The following is a 20193-nucleotide window of genomic DNA, read 5'->3' as shown; positions in this document are numbered from 1 at the left end:
CTCAAAATTCTCATAACAGAAATATAGAGAATTACTCAGTAAAAAAATTCAATTCAATTTCTAATGTTTTACCGACGGAAGAAATAATTATTTCTTCTAGTGCAAATAGGTCTTCACTTTGTTTATACACTAGATTAGCAACGCTATCTATTTCAGCTTTCCCTAAATCATATTCTTTGTTTAGGCATCTAACGATCAATCTTTCCGAGCCAAGCTGTATTCTATCTTCGCTAGAACTACCAACACTATTAAGAAGAAAATCATAATTAGAAGAAGACTTAAACTTAATCACGCTAAATTGACTAATTCCTTTTGAGAATGGCGTGTTATTACTAATTTCTTCCCATTCTCCCATAACATTGGCATAACCCCAAAATTGAGTTTCGCTTGAAGAATCAGTATGCTCACCAACAATCAACTTTGCTTTCAATTGGTGTGTAAGATTAGATGGTGGTTTAGGTTTTTCTGATTCACCTTCTTTTTCTTCCACAAACTGCCAATCACACGCCATCATATCTTCCTGCGTTGGCTGCCATGGCACAAAATTGCCGTGTTCATTGCGCAGATCAATATGCGTCAAATAATCATATTTAGTCCCAACAGCAACGCCATCAACGGCATAAGCACTATCTTTTTCCACGGCTAAATTATTTACACGTGGAGTGATAGCCAGATACATCTCATTATTTCCTTGGCAATTCACCCAAACAGAACGGGTAACGCGCTTGCGTAGTTTTAATTGAATCAAAGCCCAAGAAAAAGAACCTACCGGTGCAATAAAACAATCACAGTGATATTGTTTTGGATCAAAAGGGCATTCATGTTCAGGCTTAATAAATTCAGACATATTATTTCCTTATATTTATAAATAATGGGAAGTTAAATTTAATATTTAATTTCCGCCTGCTGTTAAACAGGATGAATATATTAATAAATTCTTATGATTGAATATATCGATTCGCCTTGTGTGGTCATTTCTACAATCCACTGAAATCCATTTCATTTATTTGTAAATAATTTGATTTCCTGTTCCGTCTGTTTAAACCGTTCTTCTTCCAGCTCAACCCCTAATACACGACGATTGAGTTTTAATGCGGCTTTCAATGTTGCTCCAGAACCCATAAAGAAATCGGCCACCAGATCCCCTTCCCGGCTGCTGGACTGGATAATATGGGCCATTAAATCAGCCGGCTTTTCGCACGGGTGCTTGCCCGGATAATACTGTACCGGGGCAAACTGCCAGACATCGGTATAAGGCACGTCTGCCGTCACCGTGAACGAGCGGCGCATTAAACCGTATTCCTGCCGCAATTCGTCATATTGGCGCGACAGAGTTAAATGAGACGCTACCAATTCATCATAGGACTTGTTCAGTTCGCCACGCTGGTGCTTTTCTTTGGCGATACGGTCAAACAGTCCCTGCAACTTTTGATAGTCCGTTTCACTGGGTAACTGCCACTGGCTGTCGCAGAACCAGTGACTGGCCATCTGCTTTCCGGTGGCTTTGTGTATGGCTTTTGCCGTGATGCCTAACGCTTTGCGGGCATCACGAAAATAATCCACCAGCGGTTTAAATACCGACTGTTTCAGTTCCCGGCACTGTTTGAAATAGCCATCGCCTTTCGGTTGGTATGGCCCTTGGTAATGTTCGGCAAAAATAATACGTTCAGTGGCCGGAAAATACATACGCAGACTTTCTTTATGCTGCCTGCGCCACGGGCCTGACGGTTTCGCCCAGATAATCTGGTTCAGCACGTTAAACCGTTCCCGCACCAGTAGCTCCGTATCCGAGGCCAGACGCGAACCACAGAATATATACAGGCTACCGTTCGGTTTCAGTACCCGCCAGAACTCTGCCAGCAGCTCATCCAGCCACGCAAGGTAGGCCGTGACGTCTTCCCACTGGTTATCCCAGTGACAGTCTTTCACGCGAAAGTACGGCGGGTCCGTGGCAATTAAGTCAATGCAGTTATCCGGCAGGGTTTTGATAAATTTCAGGGAGTCATCGTTGACTAAGGTGACAGGGCGTAAATCCATCCGCTTTTTTCCTCTCGACGCTGACTGTTCTCAGGAAAACGACAACACGAAAAGCCGGCATTCACCGGCTGCGCTTTCACGTTCTGGGAAATAACCCCATCAGGGAGAACGTTTGAAAAACGTGTCATCGTCCCGGCTTTCCATTAAACCCGCCAGACGAAATTGGGTTAACAATAGTTGGCAACGGGGTTCAGGCAGCCCCATTAATTTAGACACTTCAGAAACAGAAAACCACGTATGCAAAGGCACGGCATCTAAAACACAGGCGGCTGTTATTGTCATATCTTCATGTTTTAGCATGATAAATTTAACCCTCCGGGCAGTTTTTATGCATGAACACACATGTAACTCTGACCAAAGACAACAGCAAGTCTTATGTTTATTTCAGGCGTAAAAAAACCTTACACTGGGCAAGGTTTAAAATATCTGGCGTTAATAATGCCTTGTGACTTTGCTATCACGTTTATCACAATAGCAGTGTTTTTACGATCGTAAAGCGTTATTTTTATATGCCGCACATAATGGGATGTCTTTATCCATATCCAGTGCGATATCCAGCATCATTAACATCCCTTCGATCACGCCTTCAGCCTTTTGTAATCGCTTCCCGATGTGCGTATCCGAACAATGATGATCATGGGCAAGTTGCATCAACGTTTTACCGAACACGTAATAATCAAAGAGCAGATCGTGCGCATCGTTACACTGCTGATTCAGTTTTGCCATGCAACCGGCGATAATCAGGGCATCATCATCACAACACTGTACACGGGATTTCACCCGGTTCGGGATGAGTCCTTTGAAGCCCACCGCAATGGAGGACCAGTAAACTCCGTCACGATTATCTGCCGCCCATGCCCCCCAGCGCTCCATCACTAACTGAATATCACGCATTCATACCCTCCCCTGTGATTAAAGCGCCCTGTCGGCATAACGACGTTGTTTTTGTTGGGTTTGTTGCGACCTGCGGCAAATTTCGGCTGCCGATATCTGATCCGTCGGCAGGTAATGACCGTGCCGGAATGCCTGATAAACCGTACCGGTTTGTCCGTGGCGGTTCTTCTCCAGAATAATTTCCGCGTACTGACTGGCGGGACTGAGTGGGTTATACACCCCATCTCGGTAGGTAAAAAGGATGCGATCCGCATCCTGCTCCAGTGAGCCGGAATCACGTAAGTCTGCCGCTATCGGGCGACGCTGATGCAAGGGGCGTTTATCCACCTCCCTTGAGAGCTGGCTCAAGGCCGTGACCGGGGTATGAAGCCGTTTTGCCAAGCCTTTCAGTGCCTTCGATATTTCTGCCACCGCCAAGTCATGACGGTCAGCCCGGGGTTTTCTAATCAACCCAAGGTAGTCGACGAAAATCCCCTTTAAGTTCGGGTGACGACGCTTATGGGTTTCACTGATAGCGCAAATTTGTTCGACACTCAGATCGCTGGCATCCAGCACATGAATATCCCGGTCGATAAGCGAACCCAGCGCATTGCCAATACGCCCCCAGTCTTCATCATACAGTTCACAGTTTCGGAGTTTAGACACCGGCATCGCCGCCGAACCTGCCACCATGCGCTCGGCAATTTGTTGCGCTGCCATTTCCATGGAAAACAACAACGCCCCGCCCCCGTCGCGGGTCATGCCTTCAATCATGCACAGGGCTAGTTCCGTTTTTCCCATGCCCGGACGTCCGCCCAGTAAAATCAGGTCAGTCGGGTTAAATCCGCCGGTCAGCTCGTCCAGCGGCTCAATACCCGTCAGGATCATGCCGGTCTTGCCCTGATTCCGCGCCTCCAGTGTTTCAACGTACCTGTCCAGTAAGGTACCGATGACCACGGGCTGTAAGCTACTCTCGCTCTGGGATATCCCATTAAACCGGGAGGCAAACGCCTCAATCAGTGCTTCTGCTTGCGTGTGATTGCCACAGGCCTGGATCTCTTGCTGGTAACGGTTAATCAGATTAGTGACCTGACGTACCCGCCAGTAACGCATAACCTTTTCCGCATAGCCTTTTAAATTGGCCCGCCAGACCGGCGTTTTGGCTAATTCCAGTAAGTTAGCCAGAATACCCCGTTCTTCGCCCATCGCATCCGCAATGAAAAAGGGATCGATAATCGCACTGCTCAGGGCCTGCTTTTTGATTTCGCCGTACACCCGGCGCAGATGAACGGAACTGAACGCCTCATCCGGTAACACCGCTAATACGTCGTAGGCATCCGGTGTCGCCCCACCGGATAACAAGCCACTGATGACGGCCATTTCCAAATCATAGACATTCATGCGATTTCCCTCCGGTAGCTTTCCCAGTCAAAGGCCAGTACCGTGCCGCCCTGAAGCACTCGGTCCAGCGTCCGATCACCCAAAAACTGCGCCAACTCAGTCACGGGCAAGTTACTGATCAGAATGGTGGGCAGCAGATCTTCATAGCGATTATTCAGCACCTCAAACAGAATATGGCGTTCAGACTCCGTGCCGTACTGCACGCCGATTTCGTCAATCACCAGCAAATCCCGCTCGCTGTAAAATTTCAGGGTATCAAATTCACTCATTTCCCCCTCACTATTCCATGAGCGACGAAATGCCCGGATGATGCGCGATGCGGTGGTGATAAACACGGCTTCATCCCCGCCTGCGGCAATTTCCCGGCACAAAGCGACAGCAAGGTGAGTTTTGCCTGTGCCCTGACGCCCGCACAGGATCATGCCTTCCCCTGCTCGCTTGCGTTCCGCCCATGTCTGGACGTAGCCCTGACAGGTTTTCAGATTGATTTCTGCCCTGCCATTCTGTGGCTGGTAGGTGGCAAAACTGGCCTGCGCAAAGCGGGGGACGATGTTCAATATTCCCGGTTCCGTTGTTTCCATCACGTCTGCTGCTCCTTAAAGATTTTTTGTCCAGCTCGCGCCGTGTGATTCATAACGCTTGTGCTCAAATCCGCTATGGGTGTTGACTTGGGGCTGCCGACCGGATTTCTGCTTGTCAGGAAATAACCCTTGCCAGCTGTTGGCAATGGAGGTGCAAATTACCGCGTCAGGATTGAGACAGGCTGCCAGTTGTTTGGCCTGCTGGCGGCAACTGGTTTCGGTCAGGGGTTTCCTGATTTCCTGCCGGAACGTCACCCAGTCCGCCCACGTTTCGGCACTGACGTTCTCGGGTTTGGCTGTCAGGGGATCGAATACGGTTTTTTTTGCCTGTTTTTCCTGCCCAGCCCCTTGGGGTTTTATAGGTTCTTTGACTGGTTCCTTGACGGGTTCAAAAGAGTGACTGATTCTGGTGCCATCTGACGGCATAGGGGGTCTGCCATTGGGCGGCACAGGGGTGTCAGCAAATGGCATAGGGCTGCCAACCGGTGGCACAGGGGGTATGCTTTTGGGTGACACAGGGCCAGCGGATAAATTCAGGTAATAAACATTCGAGGCATTCCCTTTCCCGTTGTGATTACCCAGCCGGTTTTCCTTGGTCAGCAAACCCATCTTAATCAGGGCACCAATGTGACTTCGCACAGCGCTTTTGCTGCATTCACAGTGATCTGCAATATGCTGATACGAGGGCCAGCACTCCCCTTTGTCGTTTGCATTATCGGCCAGTTTAATTAGCACCAGTTTCCTCAGAGGATTGCCCACCCGGATACTCATTGCCTTCGCCATCAGACTCATACTCATGCCATTTCTCCCTATTACCCTACCCTATCCCCATGCTCCCCTTGCATCATCCGTCACCCCCAGTAATTTATTGCGGGGTTTTCGCTTCAGGCGGCGGAAAAACGGTAGGCAGATCAGGACGTAATTCATACGCCTGAACCGCCCCGTTTGAAAACACCACAATATCCGGGACCCGTGATACCGAAACCCGTTTTTTTCCGTACAGCCATGCACTGATGAGCGATTGCGCACACCCCAGCACCTGAGCTAATTTGGCCTGACTGCCTGCGATATCTATCACTTTTTTTATCACACTGTTTTTCATTCTTCCCTTTCTCCAACACCACGGCAATAACAATATCACTAAAGGTCAATATAAATCACTATCGGAGTGTTTGTAAAGATATCACTCTAGAGATAGAATAAGAAAAAAATGTTCCAAGACAGCGGTTCTTGGGTTTATCCCCGGTATTCGACGTAAATGCGGGAACCACTCATGAGGCACTTATGACTCTTGCTGATAGATTAAAAGAAGCTATGGCAGATAAGGGGCTAACCCAATCTGCGCTGGCAAAAAAAGCCGGCATGGCGCAATCCATGATATGGAAATTACTTTCCGGGAACGCAACCAAAACAGGCCGGCTAGTTGATTTAGCCAAGGCGCTTGACGTTCGCCCGGAGTGGCTGAGTGATGGCAGTGGTCATAAATCACAGTCCGGTGATACTGATTTTGCTGTCAGGAATGACAACCGTTATGCACCGGTAAAAATTTATGAAGCAGAACAAGATACCCCGGAGTGCTTCATGGTACCGGCCTTTTCTGAACAGCAAACCGCCTTTGAATCCTGTCGGGCTTATCGCATCACCCAAAATACCGGCTGTGCTGAAGCGCCGGAAGGGACAGTGATCGTGGTAGATACACAGGAAGAGATCGCCAATGATGATTTAGTCTATGCACGGATAGGAGAACACTATTCCGTTTATCGTTATAAACAAGGGGGTGCGGTCAGCTTTTTATCTGTGGATGACTCACGTATCCCCTTGATAACTCTTTCTCCCGACATGGAAATCGTCGGTGTGATTGTGTATTTATTTCGTCACATGAAGCGAAAACGATAACCTTCCTCTCCCGACTTTAAACACCACCAACCCCTGCCTCTATCTGCAATAAGATACTGTTTTTAATGCAGTATCTTCCTTTTCACTGAAATAATAATCCCCATCAAGATCTAAAATCATTCAAATAATATCAAATTAAAATTATTAGATATCAATAAGATAATTAAAAAATTTGATTTATATCACTTTAGGTATGGATTCAATGAAATTTAAGTGATAATGTTAGTGGCATCAAAGTGATAGGAATAATCACTACCCTAATAAGCGAGAGGATTTATGCGTACCTTCATTTCTGCCATCATCAAAAAACCGGCAACACAACAAAAAAAGGCTATCAACATTAAAGGCATTGTTGCCAATATCGCACAAAAAAACAGCCTGCATGCAGAAACAACACATATCACCTTTTTGGCAGATCAATATCATCAGGGCAAAACCCAGCATCACGGCATGGATATAAAGAATAACGATGAATTTAAACATCATATTTTAGCGACGTATCGGGTCAGCCCAAAACATACCGAGCCTGTGCCTTACTATCATTTAGAACTGATTGTCGATTACGGTTATGCACTCTATCAGCGGCGAGGACGGTATATGAATTTAGTGGATATATTGCCTTTTACTCAATTTTCAGCCCCGGAAATAAAAACTACCATCATTGATAATTAACACATTCATGAATGCAAGGAAAATAACAGCAATGGATTGCCTGAAATAAAAACAAACGACTTAATCATGAAATTAATCGCTTAAATTGTGCAGGTTTATTGTATGCAAAATGTGTAAATTATTCGGAGAAAAATAAAATGAGGCTCGTTGCTAATCATAAGAATAAGAAAAAAGCCAGTCTTACCAGAAAGCAGGCGGCTGACTTTATCGGCATTAATGTCGATACATTATCCCATTGGTGCGCTATAGGTAAAATAGCCTACAACAAGAAAGATCCCGCCAGACCCCGATCCCCTTATTTATTTACATACGCGGCATGTATTGCAGCCCTTAACAATTCGATCCAAACTGTGCCTGTGAGCACGGTAGATGTGGCAGAAAAAGGAGATAAAAAATGTCAATCTTCCGTAGAGGAAATACATGGTACGGGAACTACACGACACCAAGCGGCAAAAGAATTAAGGAATCGCTTGGAACAACGGACAAGAGGCAAGCTCAGGAATTGCACGATCGAAGAAAGGCCGAATTATGGCGCATAGAACGGCTGGGTGATTTTCCTGATGTGACTTTTGATGAAGCCTGTTTACGTTGGATTGAGGAAAAGGCCGATAAAAAATCACTGGATGATGATAAAGGGCGTATGGCGTTCTGGCTGGAATACTTCAGCGGAGTGAGATTAAAAGATATTACCGAAGCCAGCATTTACACGGCGGTTAGCAAGATGAAAAACCGCAAGGCCAAGGAGCGCTGGGAAAGTCAGGTTCAGGCAGCCAAGAAAAAAGGACACGAGATCCCAGCCTATAAAGAAGTCTCAGTATCGGTAGCGACCAAGGCAAAGCACTTAGCTTTGATTAAGGCTCTATTAAGAGCCGCCGAAAGAGATTGGAAATGGTTAGAGAAAGCCCCTGTGATTAAAGTCCCAACCGTCAGGGAAAAACGAGTCAGATGGTTGGAGCCTCATGAAGCGCAGAGATTAGTTGATGAATGTCCCGAACCACTTCAGTCAGTCGTTAAGTTTGCGCTGGCTACAGGGTTGAGACGCTCAAATATTATTAATCTGGAGTGGTCACAAATTGATATGCAAAGACAGGTTGCATGGATACATCCAGATCAAAGCAAATCATCCAGGGCTATAGGGATAGCCCTAAATGAAACAGCTTGCAGGGTGTTACGGGATCAGATAGGAAGCCACAACAAATGGGTTTTCGTTCATACGAAATCATCAATCAGTCCAAACGGAATAGCACTGCCTAATGTGAGAAAGATGCGTGTTGATGATAATACAGCATGGAATGCAGCGTTAAGACGAGCAGGAATCGAAGATTTTCGTTTTCATGATTTGAGACACACTTGGGCTAGCTGGTTAGTGCAATCAGGTGTTCCATTATCAATTTTACAGGAAATGGGCGGCTGGGAGTCAATCGAAATGGTAAGGCGTTATGCACACTTAGCACCGAATCATCTGACCGAACATGCGCGGCAAATTGATCTGCTTTTTGGTGGAGGTGTCCCAAATTCGTCCCAATCAGGAAAAATAGCGGTTACAAAATAGAGGTAACTCATTGATTTTAAATGGTACGCCCTACAGGATTCGAACCTGTGACCTACGGCTTAGAAGAAAGTAGACCACTAAATATCACCTTGAAATATAAAGATTTATCCTTGCTCGCATAGTGTTTTGTGTCGTTCATCGCCTTTCAGTGTTTTTGGTTGTCGTTCGTGTGTCGTCAGCAGAGACACAAAAACGACACAGTGATTTAAGCCAGTCTATAAACAACATAATGCAGTGGCCCCTCTTTTCATGCCAAGTGTTTTCATCACTCAGTTGACTCAACGCAATCTATCATATACGATAAGCTAAATCTTATCATAAATGATAAGCTGATATTGAACCCTGAACATCTATCATATATGATAAATACAAAAGGCAGACATGAGCTGGAATATTGATTTTTACCACGGCGTAATGGATAGCATTCTGGATATGCCCCCTAAGATTCAAGCAAGAATGCTAAAACTGCTCGAATTAATGGAACAGCATGGTGCTAACCTTGGGTCTCCACATACTGAACCTATGGGTAATGGCTTGTTTGAGGTACGAGCAAAAGCGCAGGAAGGAATTGGTCGAGGCTTATTCTGTTACCTTGATGGCTCGCATATCTACATTCTCCATGCTTTTGTTAAGAAGAGCCAAAAAACACCTAAGAAAGATTTAGACTTAGCCAAAAGCCGTATGAAAGAGGTGAAAAAATGAGTCAACTGCAAGCCCTTAAAGCTAAAGCATTACAAAATCCAGAAGTTAAACAGGCTTATGATGAGTTAAATGATGAGTTTGAATTCATCAACACATTGCTGAGTATGCGTACTGAGGCGAAGTTAACCCAACAACAAGTGGCTGATCGAATGGGAACTAAAGAAAGTAACATTTCTCGGCTGGAAAAAGGAAAAAGCAACCCAACTTTAAGCACACTGGTAAATTATGCAAAAGCCTGTGGTTTCCAGCTTGATTTCAGCTATCGACGCAACAGTTAAAAAAAGCCGCATTAAGCGGCTTATCTGAATTGATTGGTTTTAATCCAATATCAATTGTGTCGGTCTGCATCCATAAAGTGCCGCCAATTTTTCTAATGTTGTCTGGCGGGGGCGGACTGCTTTTTCAAATTGAGAAACTGCAGCTTGCTTTACTCCCAATTTTTCAGCCACGTCTGTTTGTGACAACCCCGATATATACGCCATGCAGTATGAAGTATGACTTCTTCATCAACCATAATGCTGATGACTTCATGAGGAATGGTTTCATCGTCATTATCACCTTTGGTGTAAGGAATACTGACATAATCTTCATTACGATCCATAAATTAAGCCACCGTCATAACTAATTTATAACCTAACACGCTGCCAAAAATAAAAAACATCAATCAACCAAAGATCAAATTTCCACCAAGCCTCATTAGTTATTTGATAAATTTCATTAATTACCCGCCTGTCATTGTATGTCATCCTGCAACAAAACATGCAACCTATCAAATATCGTTTAAGACAGTTGTTTCAGTATCGATGAACCATGTTATTGATGTTCACTGGCGGAGAAGTTTCCCACCGCCTTCATGTTATTTAGCAATGTGTATTGTTGATTAGATGAGGGAATGACTATGCAAGACAAAAAGCCAGATGTACCTGTCTCAGAATATGGCAATCTCGTGATTGTTACAACGCCAGAATATGTCAAAGATTCAATCAAAGAAGCCATTGCAGAACACGCTGCGAGCCGTAATCATCCATATGCAACATTGAATGATAGAGGATTTGTTACTCTCAGTAATGATGCTTGTAGTGATAGTGAAACTCATGCAGCAACATCTAAAGCAGTAAAAGCAGTAAATGACTTAGCTAATACAGCTAATCAAAACGCTAATAACGCAAATGATAATGCCAATACTCGCTTAGCAAAAGACCAAAATGGAGCCGATATTCCTAATAAGGAAGAGTTTGTTAAGAACCTCGGATTAGAGCCAATAATGGAAGGACTATCCTTGCCTGTTGGTGTTCCCGTTCCTTGGCCGACGGAAACACCACCTGAGGGCTGGCTTATCTGCAATGGTGATTCATTTGATAAAGGAAGATATCCGAAACTTGCTTTTGCTTATCCATCTGGCGTATTGCCTGATTTGAGAGGGGAATTTATTCGTGGGTGGGATGATAGCGGTCAGATTGATCCCAATCGCTCTCTCCTTAGCCACCAAAATTTTGCATTTCAGAACCATTTTCATGCATTACCAACAAGTAATGGTGATAATGGCATAGTGGAAAAAGGGATCACAACTGTTTTTGACGATGGAAAAGCGAATAATTTCGCTGTGAATATAGAAACGACAACAGGTCCAGTCGGAAATAACGCTGGATTGTGGAATTATAATTATTTTAGAACCTATAGCACAAGTGTCTATGGTGGATTTTCTGTTGCGGACGAAACCCGCCCCCGTAACGTAGCTTTCAATTACATAGTCAGAGCCGCTTAATTCTGAGTAACCATTTAACCCGCAATTATCTGCGGGTTAATCACTCCTTTACTCCACCGGTTCAGTCTGATCAATATCAGTCACAACTCCTACCTCCCTCTGCTTCAAATTCCACACCGAATCCGCCGGCATCTGGACACGCACATCTAACCGACAGCCTTCCGGAATATCACACGGCTCACCGTCCTGATAGTACACCTTTTCCCCGTTCACAAGGGCTTTTATCCGCTTGTTCTGAAAGCGTTCCGGTAAATGAGAATGCTGACGGTGGAAGGTTTCAATCGTGATACTGCCGTCCTTGTTCACCTTGTCATCAATGTAGATAAGCTCCAGTCCGTTGTTGTTCTTCGGCGAGGAAATACCACCATGCACACCCCAGGCGCCATCCGCGTTATAGCCCAAAACACCCGTAACCTGATAATGACCGAGGCCGGATTTAGAGACGGTAGCACCTTCGGATTCATCGTTGGTGGTGAACTTACCTAAAGGAAAGATTTCGATGATGGGGGAAGCTTTCCTGATAATACCGCCATTGTCTACATGGGTATTAGCTGTTGTCCAATTTGTATACCAACCACTCCAATTATCACCACTATCCCACGACTGCCGTGTCGCGATATGTCCGTTATGGGATGTATAACGTTGGGAGACAACCGAGTATTCACTCTGCACTTCCAATATGCCGAAGTTATACAAACCAACCGGAAAATCAGGAACCCTGTCAATACGCGGAATGTTAACGACAGCGAATCCTGTTGATAAAAAATCCTGAAAACGAATCCCCTCTCCCACTGTTCCCAAGGAATTAGCACTGATGGCTGCAACATCCTTTGCGATTAACTGAATATCAGAGGACAGTGATTTACCGTTAATTTTGCGATCAATAGGCACTTTCCCCGCAATGGCTTCGTTCATCGCTTTTACCGATTGCAGTGACACGGTTTGTCCATTCGGCAGCGTCACCGCCACCGTTCCGTTCTGGGTCATCCACTGATCCATATTCTGGAGAAACTGGATGATATTGCTGTTAATGGCACACATATGCCGCACGCCATCGGAGATGGAATTCGGCACCGTAGTCTGAATTTGGTAGGTCGCGTTATTCAGAGTCACGGTAGCCTTATCCGCCAGTACCAGTTCCGTATCGGAGTTCACCGCCTGTATCATATGCAATAAATTGCTGCTGCCGGACTGGATGATGATTACCTGCCCTGGCGCAATGCCGTTTAGGTTGTCTTTAAACTTCATATCCGTGCCACGAACAATAGCCGAGCCGGACACGGTAGAGATGGTGCCTTGTGAATAGAGCATTGTAATTTCCTTATTGTTTGTAAAATGGGTCTTTCGCGATGATGATGTGATGACATATCCTGACCCAATAATTCGTGTAGGTATCCCCGCCGTGAGCGGACTGACCGTGAAAATGAGGAAGAACTTTTACATAGTTGTATCGGTTGGATATGTTGGGACAAAAAACCATGTTGTACAGATCGATTCTATGTTGGGCACACGTTGTCGCCGAAACCATTGACCCGGGTTCAACGGGATGGACTACCGCATGAGAGTAGACTGGCCCACCGTCTACCCAGTCAGGGTCCATTTTCATCACCTCACCGCTGACGTCGATAATTTGCGTTATCTGGAGCGGGAGGACGGAAGAGGAATAAAATAAGCCTCCCTGATCGTTATAGATATTCACCCCCGTTCCCCTGACCTTGTCATGGTGATTTATCCTTCTGTAGGCGTAGATTTTGCAGTACTCATCGCACATCAGCACGCCGTCATGATAAAAAACTTCGGCCATACAATAATCCTCTTGGTTTTTAGGGGTGCAGAAAAAAACATAATCCGCGCCCTTTGGGGATGAGAGGCGATTTTTCATCATACACATCCCCCATTGGTCTCTCACTGATGTGTCAGCTTCGATGACCGCTTCCAACACCATACACTGGCTATTTGAAACGCCTAACTCCTTGCCGTCCACCCGCAGTATGCCTCGCATATTAGTACCTCATAAACACGTTAATTGTCGTGGCGACATGAGTACTGTAGCTGGGTTCAAAATCCCATATGACCTTATCCCCCGATACCCGAATGTTGAGCGGGGCAGGATAACGCCCGCCCACACTTTCCGGGTAATTGGATGTTATCGTCGCAACAGGCGCGATATTCTGTCGCTGAGAAAGATACTCATCGGGAATACGCCACGAGTTGAAAAAACTGTCCACTGTCACGGAGCCGATAAACACGCCGATCCCCGCCAGCAGGTCTATATAACCGCCGTGATCGTGATAGACCTTAAATTTAACTCCGCTCATTATTCCACCACCATTTCTATTCTGACCCGGCCCTGACTATCCTTGAGCTGGATACCGTTAGGTTTGATATTAATGCCTGCTTGCCCATTGCCTCCGTTCATCTCAAAGAATCCGGTAGTTGCATCCACTTTGAACCCGCTTTGGTTCGGTACGTAGTTGGTTGATTGGATATTCAGGCCTACCATCAGGCTCTGGATTGTTGCTGTGTCTATAAAAGCATCACGGATAAACAACTGACCGTTTTTCGACATCATGAACGGCTCCATCTTTCCACTGGCCGGATTAAACCAACCGAAATTCTCCGCAGTAAAACCAATATTGGTGATGACCTGACCATTTTTCACTTCCGCACCAATCACCATTCCGGCTTTATAGAGCTGTCCTTTATATTTCACCCCCGCCCCAATATCCCTGATGGCATACCCATTACCGTCGATATCAAAGACCGCCGTCGCTTTCTCTTCCAGGGCAGCGACGTTTTCGCCCACCTGCGCCGTCAAGGTTTCAATGGACTGGGCAAACGCCTGACGCTCATCCGTCAGTACCTTATCTATCCGGCTGATTGCCGCCCTTATCTGCCGCTGCTCCCCGGCGGATTCACTGGTCTGTGCCGCCAGTTGCAGGGTAGCTTCAGCCTGTGAACGCACCTGATGACTCAGCGTGTCATTCAGGTGGGTAATCTGGGCTTGTTGCGATGCAGACTGGCTTTGCTGAGTTTGCCGTAATGATGTCGAGGTTTTCTCAAGGTCAGCAATCGCGGTTTTCTGTTCATTGAATGTGCTGTTGATGGCAGATAACTGATTCGCCTGCTGATCAATGCCTGCCTGTAGCCGCGCATCCCCTTTCTGGATTTCGGCCCGCAATTGTGTCTGACTGTCTACCAACGCCTTATCCGTTTCGGTCTGAGTCTTTTTGACCTCGACAAGGGCAGATTCTGCGTCTTTCAGTCGGGTGTTTATCTGGTTACCCATTTCGGCACGGGCGTTCGTCTCAGTGGCCACGGCTTTCTCGACATGTACAATCCGGGCTTCTGATCCGAGCTGTCGGTTATTGAGCGAATTGAACTGGGCTGAGGTCTGCATCAGGGCTTCTGCTATTGCACTTTCAGCCTCCGTGACGGTCTTTTCCATCTTACTGATGTTACTGCGTTGCGCTTCAAACTGAGCACGGGTAGTCTGTTCAAACTGCGCCTGAGCATCGGTTGCGCTAGCAATCGCACCGGTGTTCTGGGTGACTCGCCCAACCACATCCTGTAGATTATCGTCAGTTGTTTGCAGGCTGGCCTTAACCTGATTGACTGCTTTCGCAAAGGCCTTTTCCTGTGTGGACTGAGATTCACGGACATCCAGTACTGCGGCCCGGTTATCTGCCACTTCAGCACTGATTTGTTCCTGAAACTTGGCGTGTGCCTTATGCTCATCGGCCTGCACCTGTTCAAGACGGGTGATATCCGCTTTACGGTCACGTACCTCTTCTTGCAGATGGTGGCTTATCTGGGTGCTGAAATGGGTGTTGGTCATCACCCCTTCAGCGACATCGCCAATCTGCTGCTCAAGGTTAAGGGCCTTGTTACTCAGTTCACGGGCATCCTGCTCCAGTTCAATCGATTTCTCGGTATTGAAATCAATTTTTTCCGCCAGGCGTTTTCCGGTTTCCGTGGACAAAAACTGCTTACCCGTAATTTCTAATATTTCTTTTGCATTATCATCGGGCTTGCCCTCCGCTTCGACAAAATGCGATTTACCGAATTCATTGATACTGCGGACATAGAACCAGTAAGCTGTTCCGGCTTTAAGTCTCCCTTTTGTCCAGAATTTGGCAATACCAAGAAAATCAGCACTGGATTCGACGTCATTGATATTGGTGATCGGCTTTTCTGAAAACCAGAATTCAAATTGCGTCTCCAGTGTCTTAGGGGCGCTGATATGTGGAATGGCTTTCAGCTCAAAAAAACCGGGTTCAATATTGATGACAGACGGGGCAGCCGGGGCACCAATCACCATCTGAGTTTTGGCTTCATCACCCAACATGCCGTTGTCGTCACGGGCACGGACACCGACCGTATACACACCCGCTTCTAACCCACTGAAGTAGTATTCCAGCTCTTGAGTATTACCGTGTGAAACTACTTTATTGTCACGATAGACCCTAATATCAAAGGTGATCGTGCGGTTGAACGTCGTAGTCGCCCACATCGCACGGGCCTGCACCTGCGTACTGTCCTGAATATAAGCCATGCTCAGGCGTTCAATATTAGGAATACGGATCACATTCTGCGTGGCGGGCGTACCCTGAAAATCAACCCCGTTCTCAACAATGGCTTCTTTCTGGGGTTCATGCTGAATACAGGTAAAATTGTAATGGCCTGTTTTGGTGTCTTCGGCAATGCTCATGACCCGGAACAAGCGAGTGACCAGTGATCGCTTGGAGATGGAGAACACGCCCCATTGCCGTAATCCCGCAGGCACGTCTTTCAGGGTGACCACATCGCCACTGACGGATTCAATCTCCACCCGGACAAACTTCCCTTCACTGCCCATATAAGAGAAATAACCGGACTCACCGGAGGCAAACTCGGCTGGTGCATCAAGACGCACTTCCTTACCGGAGAACGCCAGCACCCGCCCACCGATACGCGCGGCGGCGAACGTGTTATCGGCTATTTCCACAATGTCACCCGGTATGCAGTTAATCCCTTCGCGACCGGTACTGAATGTCACGGAATCCGTTTCGAGCTTTTCGGTTTCGATGATCCATCTGCCGACCCGATGCGCCTGCCCCCGGCTGGTACAACCAAAAGCCGTCACCTTTTTGACATTCAGGCCCAGACGGTCAATCAGTGCATCATCCTGAATCAGCTCCCGCTCTTCTTTCCAGCCGTTATCCGGGTTAACCCAGGTGACTTCAATAATCGTATGCCGGGCTTTCTTTGCCGCCGCACTGTAGTTAAATTTTCCCTCGACCACGTTGGCATTGGTAAATGTCCAGACCGGATCCGTGGGCCTGTCCTGAAAACAGGTCAGTTGCAGCCCGTTCCAGACCTGCATACCCCGAAAGACCGAAGCCAGATCATCCAGCACATCCCGTGCCTTACGTTGATTTGCAATATAGGCATTACAGGTAAATCGGGGTTCCATCCCCCCAAAGCCATCCGGCACAAGCTGATCACAATATTGCGCGATGGCATACAGGGCGAATTTGTCACAGCCAAAAGACCCCATTAACTTCCCAATACCATAACGGGTGTTGGTCACCAGATCGTAGAATATCCAGGCCGGATTATTGGTGTAAGCAGGCTTGAAACGCCCTGTCCAGACCCCTTTATATTCCCGCGTCTCAGGGGCATAATTATCCGGCACCTGAACAATCATGCCCTTGATGTGATAGGTACGCTTAGGGGTATCAGCAAACAGTGAGCGGTCAATACGCATCCCCGCCACAGCACTGTTGGGGTAACTCATCAGAGTATCGGTAATTTCAGTATAACTGGCCCAAACCGTGCCATTACGCAGCCGGTCGCTTTTGCTGTCTTCTGTTAAGCGGGACACCCGGATCTGGAACGGCTTTTTCTTGGGGGCCTCAATGGTGTGGGATTCCAGATATTGTCCGCTGATTTTTGCCGGGCCAATATGCACAAATTTGGCGTTATACCAGCCAGAGCCATCATTCACATCGATAGACAATTGCACAGAGCTGTTTTCCTGATTGCCCTTATCATCGGTTTTAACGAGCTGGCTGACGCCCACGGTAAACCTGACCCTGTCTACATCGCGGTTCGATACCGATCGGAGTATCGGCATGTCTTTCTTGACTTCGACACTGACCGGAATTTCACTTTCGACAAACGGATAATCGCTTAACGGCTCCTGAGATTGCGTCCCCGCCCGCCACTGAACAGTGACCCCGTGGATATTGGGATGACCGCTTTTATCTACAACAGGCGTTCCGTTAATTCTGAACCCCTGCAGGCCACCGACCGGCCCTTCAATCTGTCCCTCACTAATCAGATCAACAATGTTCAGAAACTGCTTATTTTTCAGATTATCATCCAACAGTTTCGGGGTACTGCCCTTGCCACCACCTTTTGCCATTATTCTGTCTCCAGCCCCTGAGAAATCACGTTCGACCCCACCACCAACTCACCGTAAGCAATCGGCACCGGATAACCCTGCCCGATACGGTTTTCCAGTGAACTAAAATAGCGGTTGCCCTCGGTTTTGCTGGAACCCATTTCCGGGCTATCCGGCATTTTGGTCAGCATGGTCGCCATCCCTGCCGCCAGTAGTGCAACCCCCGCCATCGCCAGCCCCGCCGTGTAAGCACTCCACATGCCAATCGACGCACCGCCCGTCCAGAAGGCGGCAGCAATCGCCACCACCCCCAACACCGCCATGCCTATCCCCGCGCTATTTCCGCCTGCCCCCCTGACCACCGGCACAATCGTGACCGTATCACCGTCATTCAGCGGGTGGTTCATGCCTGCCGGAATGGAGTGTTCTGTCATATCCCGCCCGGCAATACGAATACGGAACTGCCCGTCAGCGAGGGCCTGCTGAAACCCTTTTAACTGATAACACAGGCACCTGACCGCTTCTGCCGCGTCACGCACCTCTAACTCATAACGACGGCCAAATCTTCTGAGATGGCCTCCAAGCTGTAACTTGACCATTGTGGATGTCTCCAGACTGAATGTGTGTATTTGAGCCAGTAACCGCCATAAACATCGCGCTTGCTGATGCGATCTGGCCTGTGATGCAGAATTTGCTGATTGCCGAGGTAAATCGCCCCGTGACAGGGGGTTTGACTCCCCAGACAAATCAGAATGATGTCGCCGGGCTGAATCTCATCCACCTGCTCAAATCCCTGACTCAAGCTGTTATCGAGATAAAGGTTTTGCCCGTGATTCCACCACGCATCGTCACGCTCGATATCATCTAATTCGATGCCTGCCAGATGATAAGCATCCCGGATCAGCGAATAGCAATCCTGTGTCCCGTGGATAAATTCCCGGCCTAATAAACGCGGCACCGGGCGAAATTGATGCACCCGATCACCACAAGCCAACCACCACGGCAAACCGGTCTTGAGTTGCTGCGTGCGGTCGGCGGTACTTAATCGGGGCTTGCCATTGGGATGACTGTGCGCAATGGCCTCGATATCGGCAAAGCACTCTGCCGTTATCCAGTCATCGGGGTTAATGTCAAAATAATGCTCAGGATCCGGTGAAATATTGCGGCACGGGAAATAACGACCACCGGAAATCAGACCGCACGATTCCCGCACCCCTTCCGCTTTCGCGTGGGCGATAATGTCTTGTTCAATCATGATTAACCTAACTTGTTAGCGCCTAAAAAACCGCCAAAGGGCATAGACAAAGGACGGGGATAGCGCAGAGTGCAACCGCTGTATTTCTTTGAGCACCGGTCTTTCTGTGGATGAGTGGTGGGCTGGTCTTTTTCATCCGCCACAGGCGGGCCATCATAGCCACAATCGGCGGAGCGGTATTGCCAGCAACAGATATCCGCCTGGATCACCCGTGCCGGAATGAGCGCCCCGTCTGTTTCACTGGGTAAGGCCAAGATATACGTCACGAAATCCGCGTTGGCATCCTGCTTCTGTTCTATCAGGTATTTGCTCACCGCCTCACGGGTCGGATCGGCCTGTGGGTTGCCGTTCGGAAAGTTGACCGCATCCAGATACAACTCCGGCACCTGATGACGAGTGACGACCGCGCCCAGTGCATCATTGAAATCCTGATTGATGGCCGTCAGCAAGCCATTGATATTGGCAAACACCATTTTCGGTCGGGAGCTGGGGCCTTTGCCACTCATCTCAAACCCGGTCACCTCCACCGGATATGGCTCATAGCGCAGCCCCTGCCAAATCACCGGCTGTAACTTGCCGTTCATACCATCATGGAAACGGTAGACATCGCCACCAAAGGTCGTTAAATCGATTTCATACAGGTTCAGAATCGCGTTCTGGCCCAGTTCAGTGACGGCAACCCGCATTTCTTTGGGAATATCTCTCATGCCACGACCTCCTCAAACACACAACTAACTGACCAGCGTACACGATGGCGGTTGACCGTCCACGAGCGGCACACAAACGTACGCAATTGATTATCGTCACTACTTCGCCAGACAAACGATTCCACCGCGCCCCGTGCCCGTAGAAATTCATCAATCGTGCGTCCGGTTTCTGCACTCCCGGCAAAATTGAGCTGGTAGCGTTTTAACTGGTTATTGATGCCGTCTTTGATACGCTGCTCGTAGCCATCGCCAAACTTAACCACTTTGACGCGCGGTTCATGGCTGACCTCATAGTTATCCTGCGGTCGCCAAGTAAATTCTGGTTTTGTCATATTTCACCCATAAAAAAACCCGCCGAAGCGAG

General features: G+C 47.5%; 24 protein-coding genes. 6 read left to right on the top strand and 18 right to left on the bottom strand.

Features of this window, described 5'->3' with window-relative positions:
• Positions 1-31: 31 nt before the first annotated feature.
• The 8 genes from HGO23_RS04365 to HGO23_RS04330 form a co-directional block, all read right to left on the bottom strand.
• Positions 32-847 (bottom strand): DUF2829 domain-containing protein, encoded by an 816-nt coding sequence (locus HGO23_RS04365; RefSeq protein WP_209028094.1) that lies wholly within the window; start codon positions 845-847, stop codon positions 32-34.
• Between the two features lie 152 nt (positions 848-999).
• Positions 1000-2037 carry a DNA-methyltransferase gene (locus HGO23_RS04360; protein ID WP_209028093.1) on the bottom strand — a complete coding sequence of 346 codons (1038 nt, stop codon included), beginning with the start codon at positions 2035-2037 and terminating at the stop codon, positions 1000-1002.
• A gap of 99 nt (positions 2038-2136) precedes the next feature.
• A complete protein-coding gene (locus HGO23_RS04355; protein ID WP_069318274.1) occupies positions 2137-2337 on the bottom strand; it encodes a hypothetical protein in 201 nt (66 codons plus the stop codon).
• A 183-nt stretch (positions 2338-2520) separates the two neighbouring features.
• Complete coding sequence (locus tag HGO23_RS04350; RefSeq protein WP_209028092.1) at positions 2521-2931, bottom strand: antiterminator Q family protein; 411 nt, start codon at positions 2929-2931, stop codon at positions 2521-2523.
• 18 nt (positions 2932-2949) lie between these two features.
• Complete coding sequence (locus tag HGO23_RS04345; RefSeq protein WP_209028090.1) at positions 2950-4311, bottom strand: replicative DNA helicase; 1362 nt, start codon at positions 4309-4311, stop codon at positions 2950-2952.
• Positions 4308-4892 carry an ATP-binding protein gene (locus HGO23_RS04340; protein WP_209028697.1) on the bottom strand — a complete coding sequence of 195 codons (585 nt, stop codon included), beginning with the start codon at positions 4890-4892 and terminating at the stop codon, positions 4308-4310. Before HGO23_RS04340 ends, HGO23_RS04345 begins: the two co-directional genes overlap by 4 nt.
• A 15-nt stretch (positions 4893-4907) precedes the next feature.
• Positions 4908-5690 (bottom strand): helix-turn-helix domain-containing protein, encoded by a 783-nt coding sequence (locus HGO23_RS04335; protein ID WP_209028089.1) that lies wholly within the window; start codon positions 5688-5690, stop codon positions 4908-4910.
• Positions 5691-5757: 67 nt separating this feature from the next.
• A complete protein-coding gene (locus tag HGO23_RS04330; RefSeq protein WP_209028087.1) occupies positions 5758-5994 on the bottom strand; it encodes a YdaS family helix-turn-helix protein in 237 nt (78 codons plus the stop codon).
• A 182-nt stretch (positions 5995-6176) separates the two neighbouring features.
• Between HGO23_RS04330 and HGO23_RS04325 the strand changes: the two genes are divergently transcribed.
• From HGO23_RS04325 to HGO23_RS04305, 5 genes are all read left to right on the top strand, one after another.
• Positions 6177-6788 (top strand): helix-turn-helix domain-containing protein, encoded by a 612-nt coding sequence (locus HGO23_RS04325; protein WP_209028084.1) that lies wholly within the window; start codon positions 6177-6179, stop codon positions 6786-6788.
• 276 nt (positions 6789-7064) lie between these two features.
• On the top strand, positions 7065-7460 hold the full coding sequence (locus tag HGO23_RS04320) for a hypothetical protein (protein WP_209028083.1): 396 nt from the start codon (positions 7065-7067) through the stop codon (positions 7458-7460).
• A 394-nt stretch (positions 7461-7854) separates the two neighbouring features.
• Complete coding sequence (locus HGO23_RS04315) at positions 7855-9012, top strand: tyrosine-type recombinase/integrase (RefSeq protein WP_209028082.1); 1158 nt, start codon at positions 7855-7857, stop codon at positions 9010-9012.
• 381 nt (positions 9013-9393) lie between these two features.
• Complete coding sequence (locus HGO23_RS04310; RefSeq protein ID WP_187650600.1) at positions 9394-9714, top strand: type II toxin-antitoxin system RelE/ParE family toxin; 321 nt, start codon at positions 9394-9396, stop codon at positions 9712-9714.
• Positions 9711-9992 (top strand): helix-turn-helix domain-containing protein, encoded by a 282-nt coding sequence (locus HGO23_RS04305; protein WP_209028081.1) that lies wholly within the window; start codon positions 9711-9713, stop codon positions 9990-9992. The genes HGO23_RS04310 and HGO23_RS04305 overlap by 4 nt, the downstream gene beginning before the upstream one ends.
• A gap of 39 nt (positions 9993-10031) precedes the next feature.
• Here HGO23_RS04305 and HGO23_RS20030 read toward each other — a convergent pair whose 3' ends face one another.
• Positions 10032-10196 carry a helix-turn-helix domain-containing protein gene (locus HGO23_RS20030; RefSeq protein ID WP_425330508.1) on the bottom strand — a complete coding sequence of 55 codons (165 nt, stop codon included), beginning with the start codon at positions 10194-10196 and terminating at the stop codon, positions 10032-10034.
• Entirely contained in the window at positions 10142-10315 is a 174-nt protein-coding gene (locus HGO23_RS20025) for a hypothetical protein (RefSeq protein ID WP_425330526.1), read from the bottom strand. Before HGO23_RS20025 ends, HGO23_RS20030 begins: the two co-directional genes overlap by 55 nt.
• Positions 10316-10612: 297 nt before the next feature.
• Here HGO23_RS20025 and HGO23_RS04295 point away from each other — a divergent pair, with 297 nt between their 5' ends.
• Entirely contained in the window at positions 10613-11479 is an 867-nt protein-coding gene (locus tag HGO23_RS04295; protein ID WP_209028080.1) for a phage tail protein, read from the top strand.
• 48 nt (positions 11480-11527) lie between these two features.
• Here the strand turns inward: HGO23_RS04295 and HGO23_RS04290 are convergent, their stop codons facing one another.
• From HGO23_RS04290 to HGO23_RS04255, 8 genes are all read right to left on the bottom strand, one after another.
• On the bottom strand, positions 11528-12646 hold the full coding sequence (locus HGO23_RS04290; protein ID WP_244967946.1) for a phage tail fiber protein: 1119 nt from the start codon (positions 12644-12646) through the stop codon (positions 11528-11530).
• A 154-nt stretch (positions 12647-12800) separates the two neighbouring features.
• Entirely contained in the window at positions 12801-13481 is a 681-nt protein-coding gene (locus HGO23_RS04285) for a hypothetical protein (RefSeq protein WP_209028078.1), read from the bottom strand.
• Position 13482: 1 nt separating this feature from the next.
• The gene (locus HGO23_RS04280) at positions 13483-13797 is read right to left on the bottom strand and encodes a hypothetical protein (protein WP_209028077.1); all 315 of its coding nucleotides are present in this window, start codon (positions 13795-13797) and stop codon (positions 13483-13485) included.
• Positions 13797-17888, bottom strand: coding sequence for a TipJ family phage tail tip protein (locus HGO23_RS04275; protein ID WP_209028076.1), 4092 nt, complete (start codon positions 17886-17888; stop codon positions 13797-13799). The genes HGO23_RS04280 and HGO23_RS04275 overlap by 1 nt, the downstream gene beginning before the upstream one ends.
• Positions 17888-18466, bottom strand: coding sequence for a tail assembly protein (locus tag HGO23_RS04270; protein WP_209028075.1), 579 nt, complete (start codon positions 18464-18466; stop codon positions 17888-17890). The genes HGO23_RS04275 and HGO23_RS04270 overlap by 1 nt, the downstream gene beginning before the upstream one ends.
• A complete protein-coding gene (locus HGO23_RS04265; RefSeq protein ID WP_209028074.1) occupies positions 18409-19122 on the bottom strand; it encodes a C40 family peptidase in 714 nt (237 codons plus the stop codon). The genes HGO23_RS04270 and HGO23_RS04265 overlap by 58 nt, the downstream gene beginning before the upstream one ends.
• Before the next feature lie 2 nt (positions 19123-19124).
• Positions 19125-19829: a phage minor tail protein L gene (locus HGO23_RS04260; RefSeq protein ID WP_209028073.1), complete on the bottom strand. Its 705-nt coding sequence runs from the start codon at positions 19827-19829 to the stop codon at positions 19125-19127.
• Positions 19826-20161 carry a phage tail protein gene (locus HGO23_RS04255; protein WP_209028072.1) on the bottom strand — a complete coding sequence of 112 codons (336 nt, stop codon included), beginning with the start codon at positions 20159-20161 and terminating at the stop codon, positions 19826-19828. The genes HGO23_RS04260 and HGO23_RS04255 overlap by 4 nt, the downstream gene beginning before the upstream one ends.
• Positions 20162-20193 lie beyond the last annotated feature (32 nt).

Source organism: Xenorhabdus budapestensis (assembly GCF_017743015.1).
In the GTDB taxonomy this organism is placed as follows: Bacteria; Pseudomonadota; Gammaproteobacteria; order Enterobacterales; family Enterobacteriaceae; genus Xenorhabdus; species Xenorhabdus budapestensis.
Note: the sequence above shows the minus strand (reverse complement) of the source record. Positions and strands in the feature narration are given on the sequence as shown.

Coding starts and splice junctions, on each gene's coding strand:
- HGO23_RS04365 (WP_209028094.1), bottom strand. CDS start 847: ATGTCTGAATTTATTAAGCCTGAACATGAATGCCCTTTTGATCCAAAA.
- HGO23_RS04360 (WP_209028093.1), bottom strand. CDS start 2,037: ATGGATTTACGCCCTGTCACCTTAGTCAACGATGACTCCCTGAAATTT.
- HGO23_RS04355 (WP_069318274.1), bottom strand. CDS start 2,337: ATGCTAAAACATGAAGATATGACAATAACAGCCGCCTGTGTTTTAGAT.
- HGO23_RS04350 (WP_209028092.1), bottom strand. CDS start 2,931: ATGCGTGATATTCAGTTAGTGATGGAGCGCTGGGGGGCATGGGCGGCA.
- HGO23_RS04345 (WP_209028090.1), bottom strand. CDS start 4,311: ATGAATGTCTATGATTTGGAAATGGCCGTCATCAGTGGCTTGTTATCC.
- HGO23_RS04340 (WP_209028697.1), bottom strand. CDS start 4,892: ATGGAAACAACGGAACCGGGAATATTGAACATCGTCCCCCGCTTTGCG.
- HGO23_RS04335 (WP_209028089.1), bottom strand. CDS start 5,690: ATGAGTATGAGTCTGATGGCGAAGGCAATGAGTATCCGGGTGGGCAAT.
- HGO23_RS04330 (WP_209028087.1), bottom strand. CDS start 5,994: ATGAAAAACAGTGTGATAAAAAAAGTGATAGATATCGCAGGCAGTCAG.
- HGO23_RS04325 (WP_209028084.1), top strand. CDS start 6,177: ATGACTCTTGCTGATAGATTAAAAGAAGCTATGGCAGATAAGGGGCTA.
- HGO23_RS04320 (WP_209028083.1), top strand. CDS start 7,065: ATGCGTACCTTCATTTCTGCCATCATCAAAAAACCGGCAACACAACAA.
- HGO23_RS04315 (WP_209028082.1), top strand. CDS start 7,855: ATGTCAATCTTCCGTAGAGGAAATACATGGTACGGGAACTACACGACA.
- HGO23_RS04310 (WP_187650600.1), top strand. CDS start 9,394: ATGAGCTGGAATATTGATTTTTACCACGGCGTAATGGATAGCATTCTG.
- HGO23_RS04305 (WP_209028081.1), top strand. CDS start 9,711: ATGAGTCAACTGCAAGCCCTTAAAGCTAAAGCATTACAAAATCCAGAA.
- HGO23_RS20030 (WP_425330508.1), bottom strand. CDS start 10,196: ATGGCGTATATATCGGGGTTGTCACAAACAGACGTGGCTGAAAAATTG.
- HGO23_RS20025 (WP_425330526.1), bottom strand. CDS start 10,315: ATGGATCGTAATGAAGATTATGTCAGTATTCCTTACACCAAAGGTGAT.
- HGO23_RS04295 (WP_209028080.1), top strand. CDS start 10,613: ATGCAAGACAAAAAGCCAGATGTACCTGTCTCAGAATATGGCAATCTC.
- HGO23_RS04290 (WP_244967946.1), bottom strand. CDS start 12,646: ATGATACAGGCGGTGAACTCCGATACGGAACTGGTACTGGCGGATAAG.
- HGO23_RS04285 (WP_209028078.1), bottom strand. CDS start 13,481: ATGCGAGGCATACTGCGGGTGGACGGCAAGGAGTTAGGCGTTTCAAAT.
- HGO23_RS04280 (WP_209028077.1), bottom strand. CDS start 13,797: ATGAGCGGAGTTAAATTTAAGGTCTATCACGATCACGGCGGTTATATA.
- HGO23_RS04275 (WP_209028076.1), bottom strand. CDS start 17,888: ATGGCAAAAGGTGGTGGCAAGGGCAGTACCCCGAAACTGTTGGATGAT.
- HGO23_RS04270 (WP_209028075.1), bottom strand. CDS start 18,466: ATGGTCAAGTTACAGCTTGGAGGCCATCTCAGAAGATTTGGCCGTCGT.
- HGO23_RS04265 (WP_209028074.1), bottom strand. CDS start 19,122: ATGATTGAACAAGACATTATCGCCCACGCGAAAGCGGAAGGGGTGCGG.
- HGO23_RS04260 (WP_209028073.1), bottom strand. CDS start 19,829: ATGAGAGATATTCCCAAAGAAATGCGGGTTGCCGTCACTGAACTGGGC.
- HGO23_RS04255 (WP_209028072.1), bottom strand. CDS start 20,161: ATGACAAAACCAGAATTTACTTGGCGACCGCAGGATAACTATGAGGTC.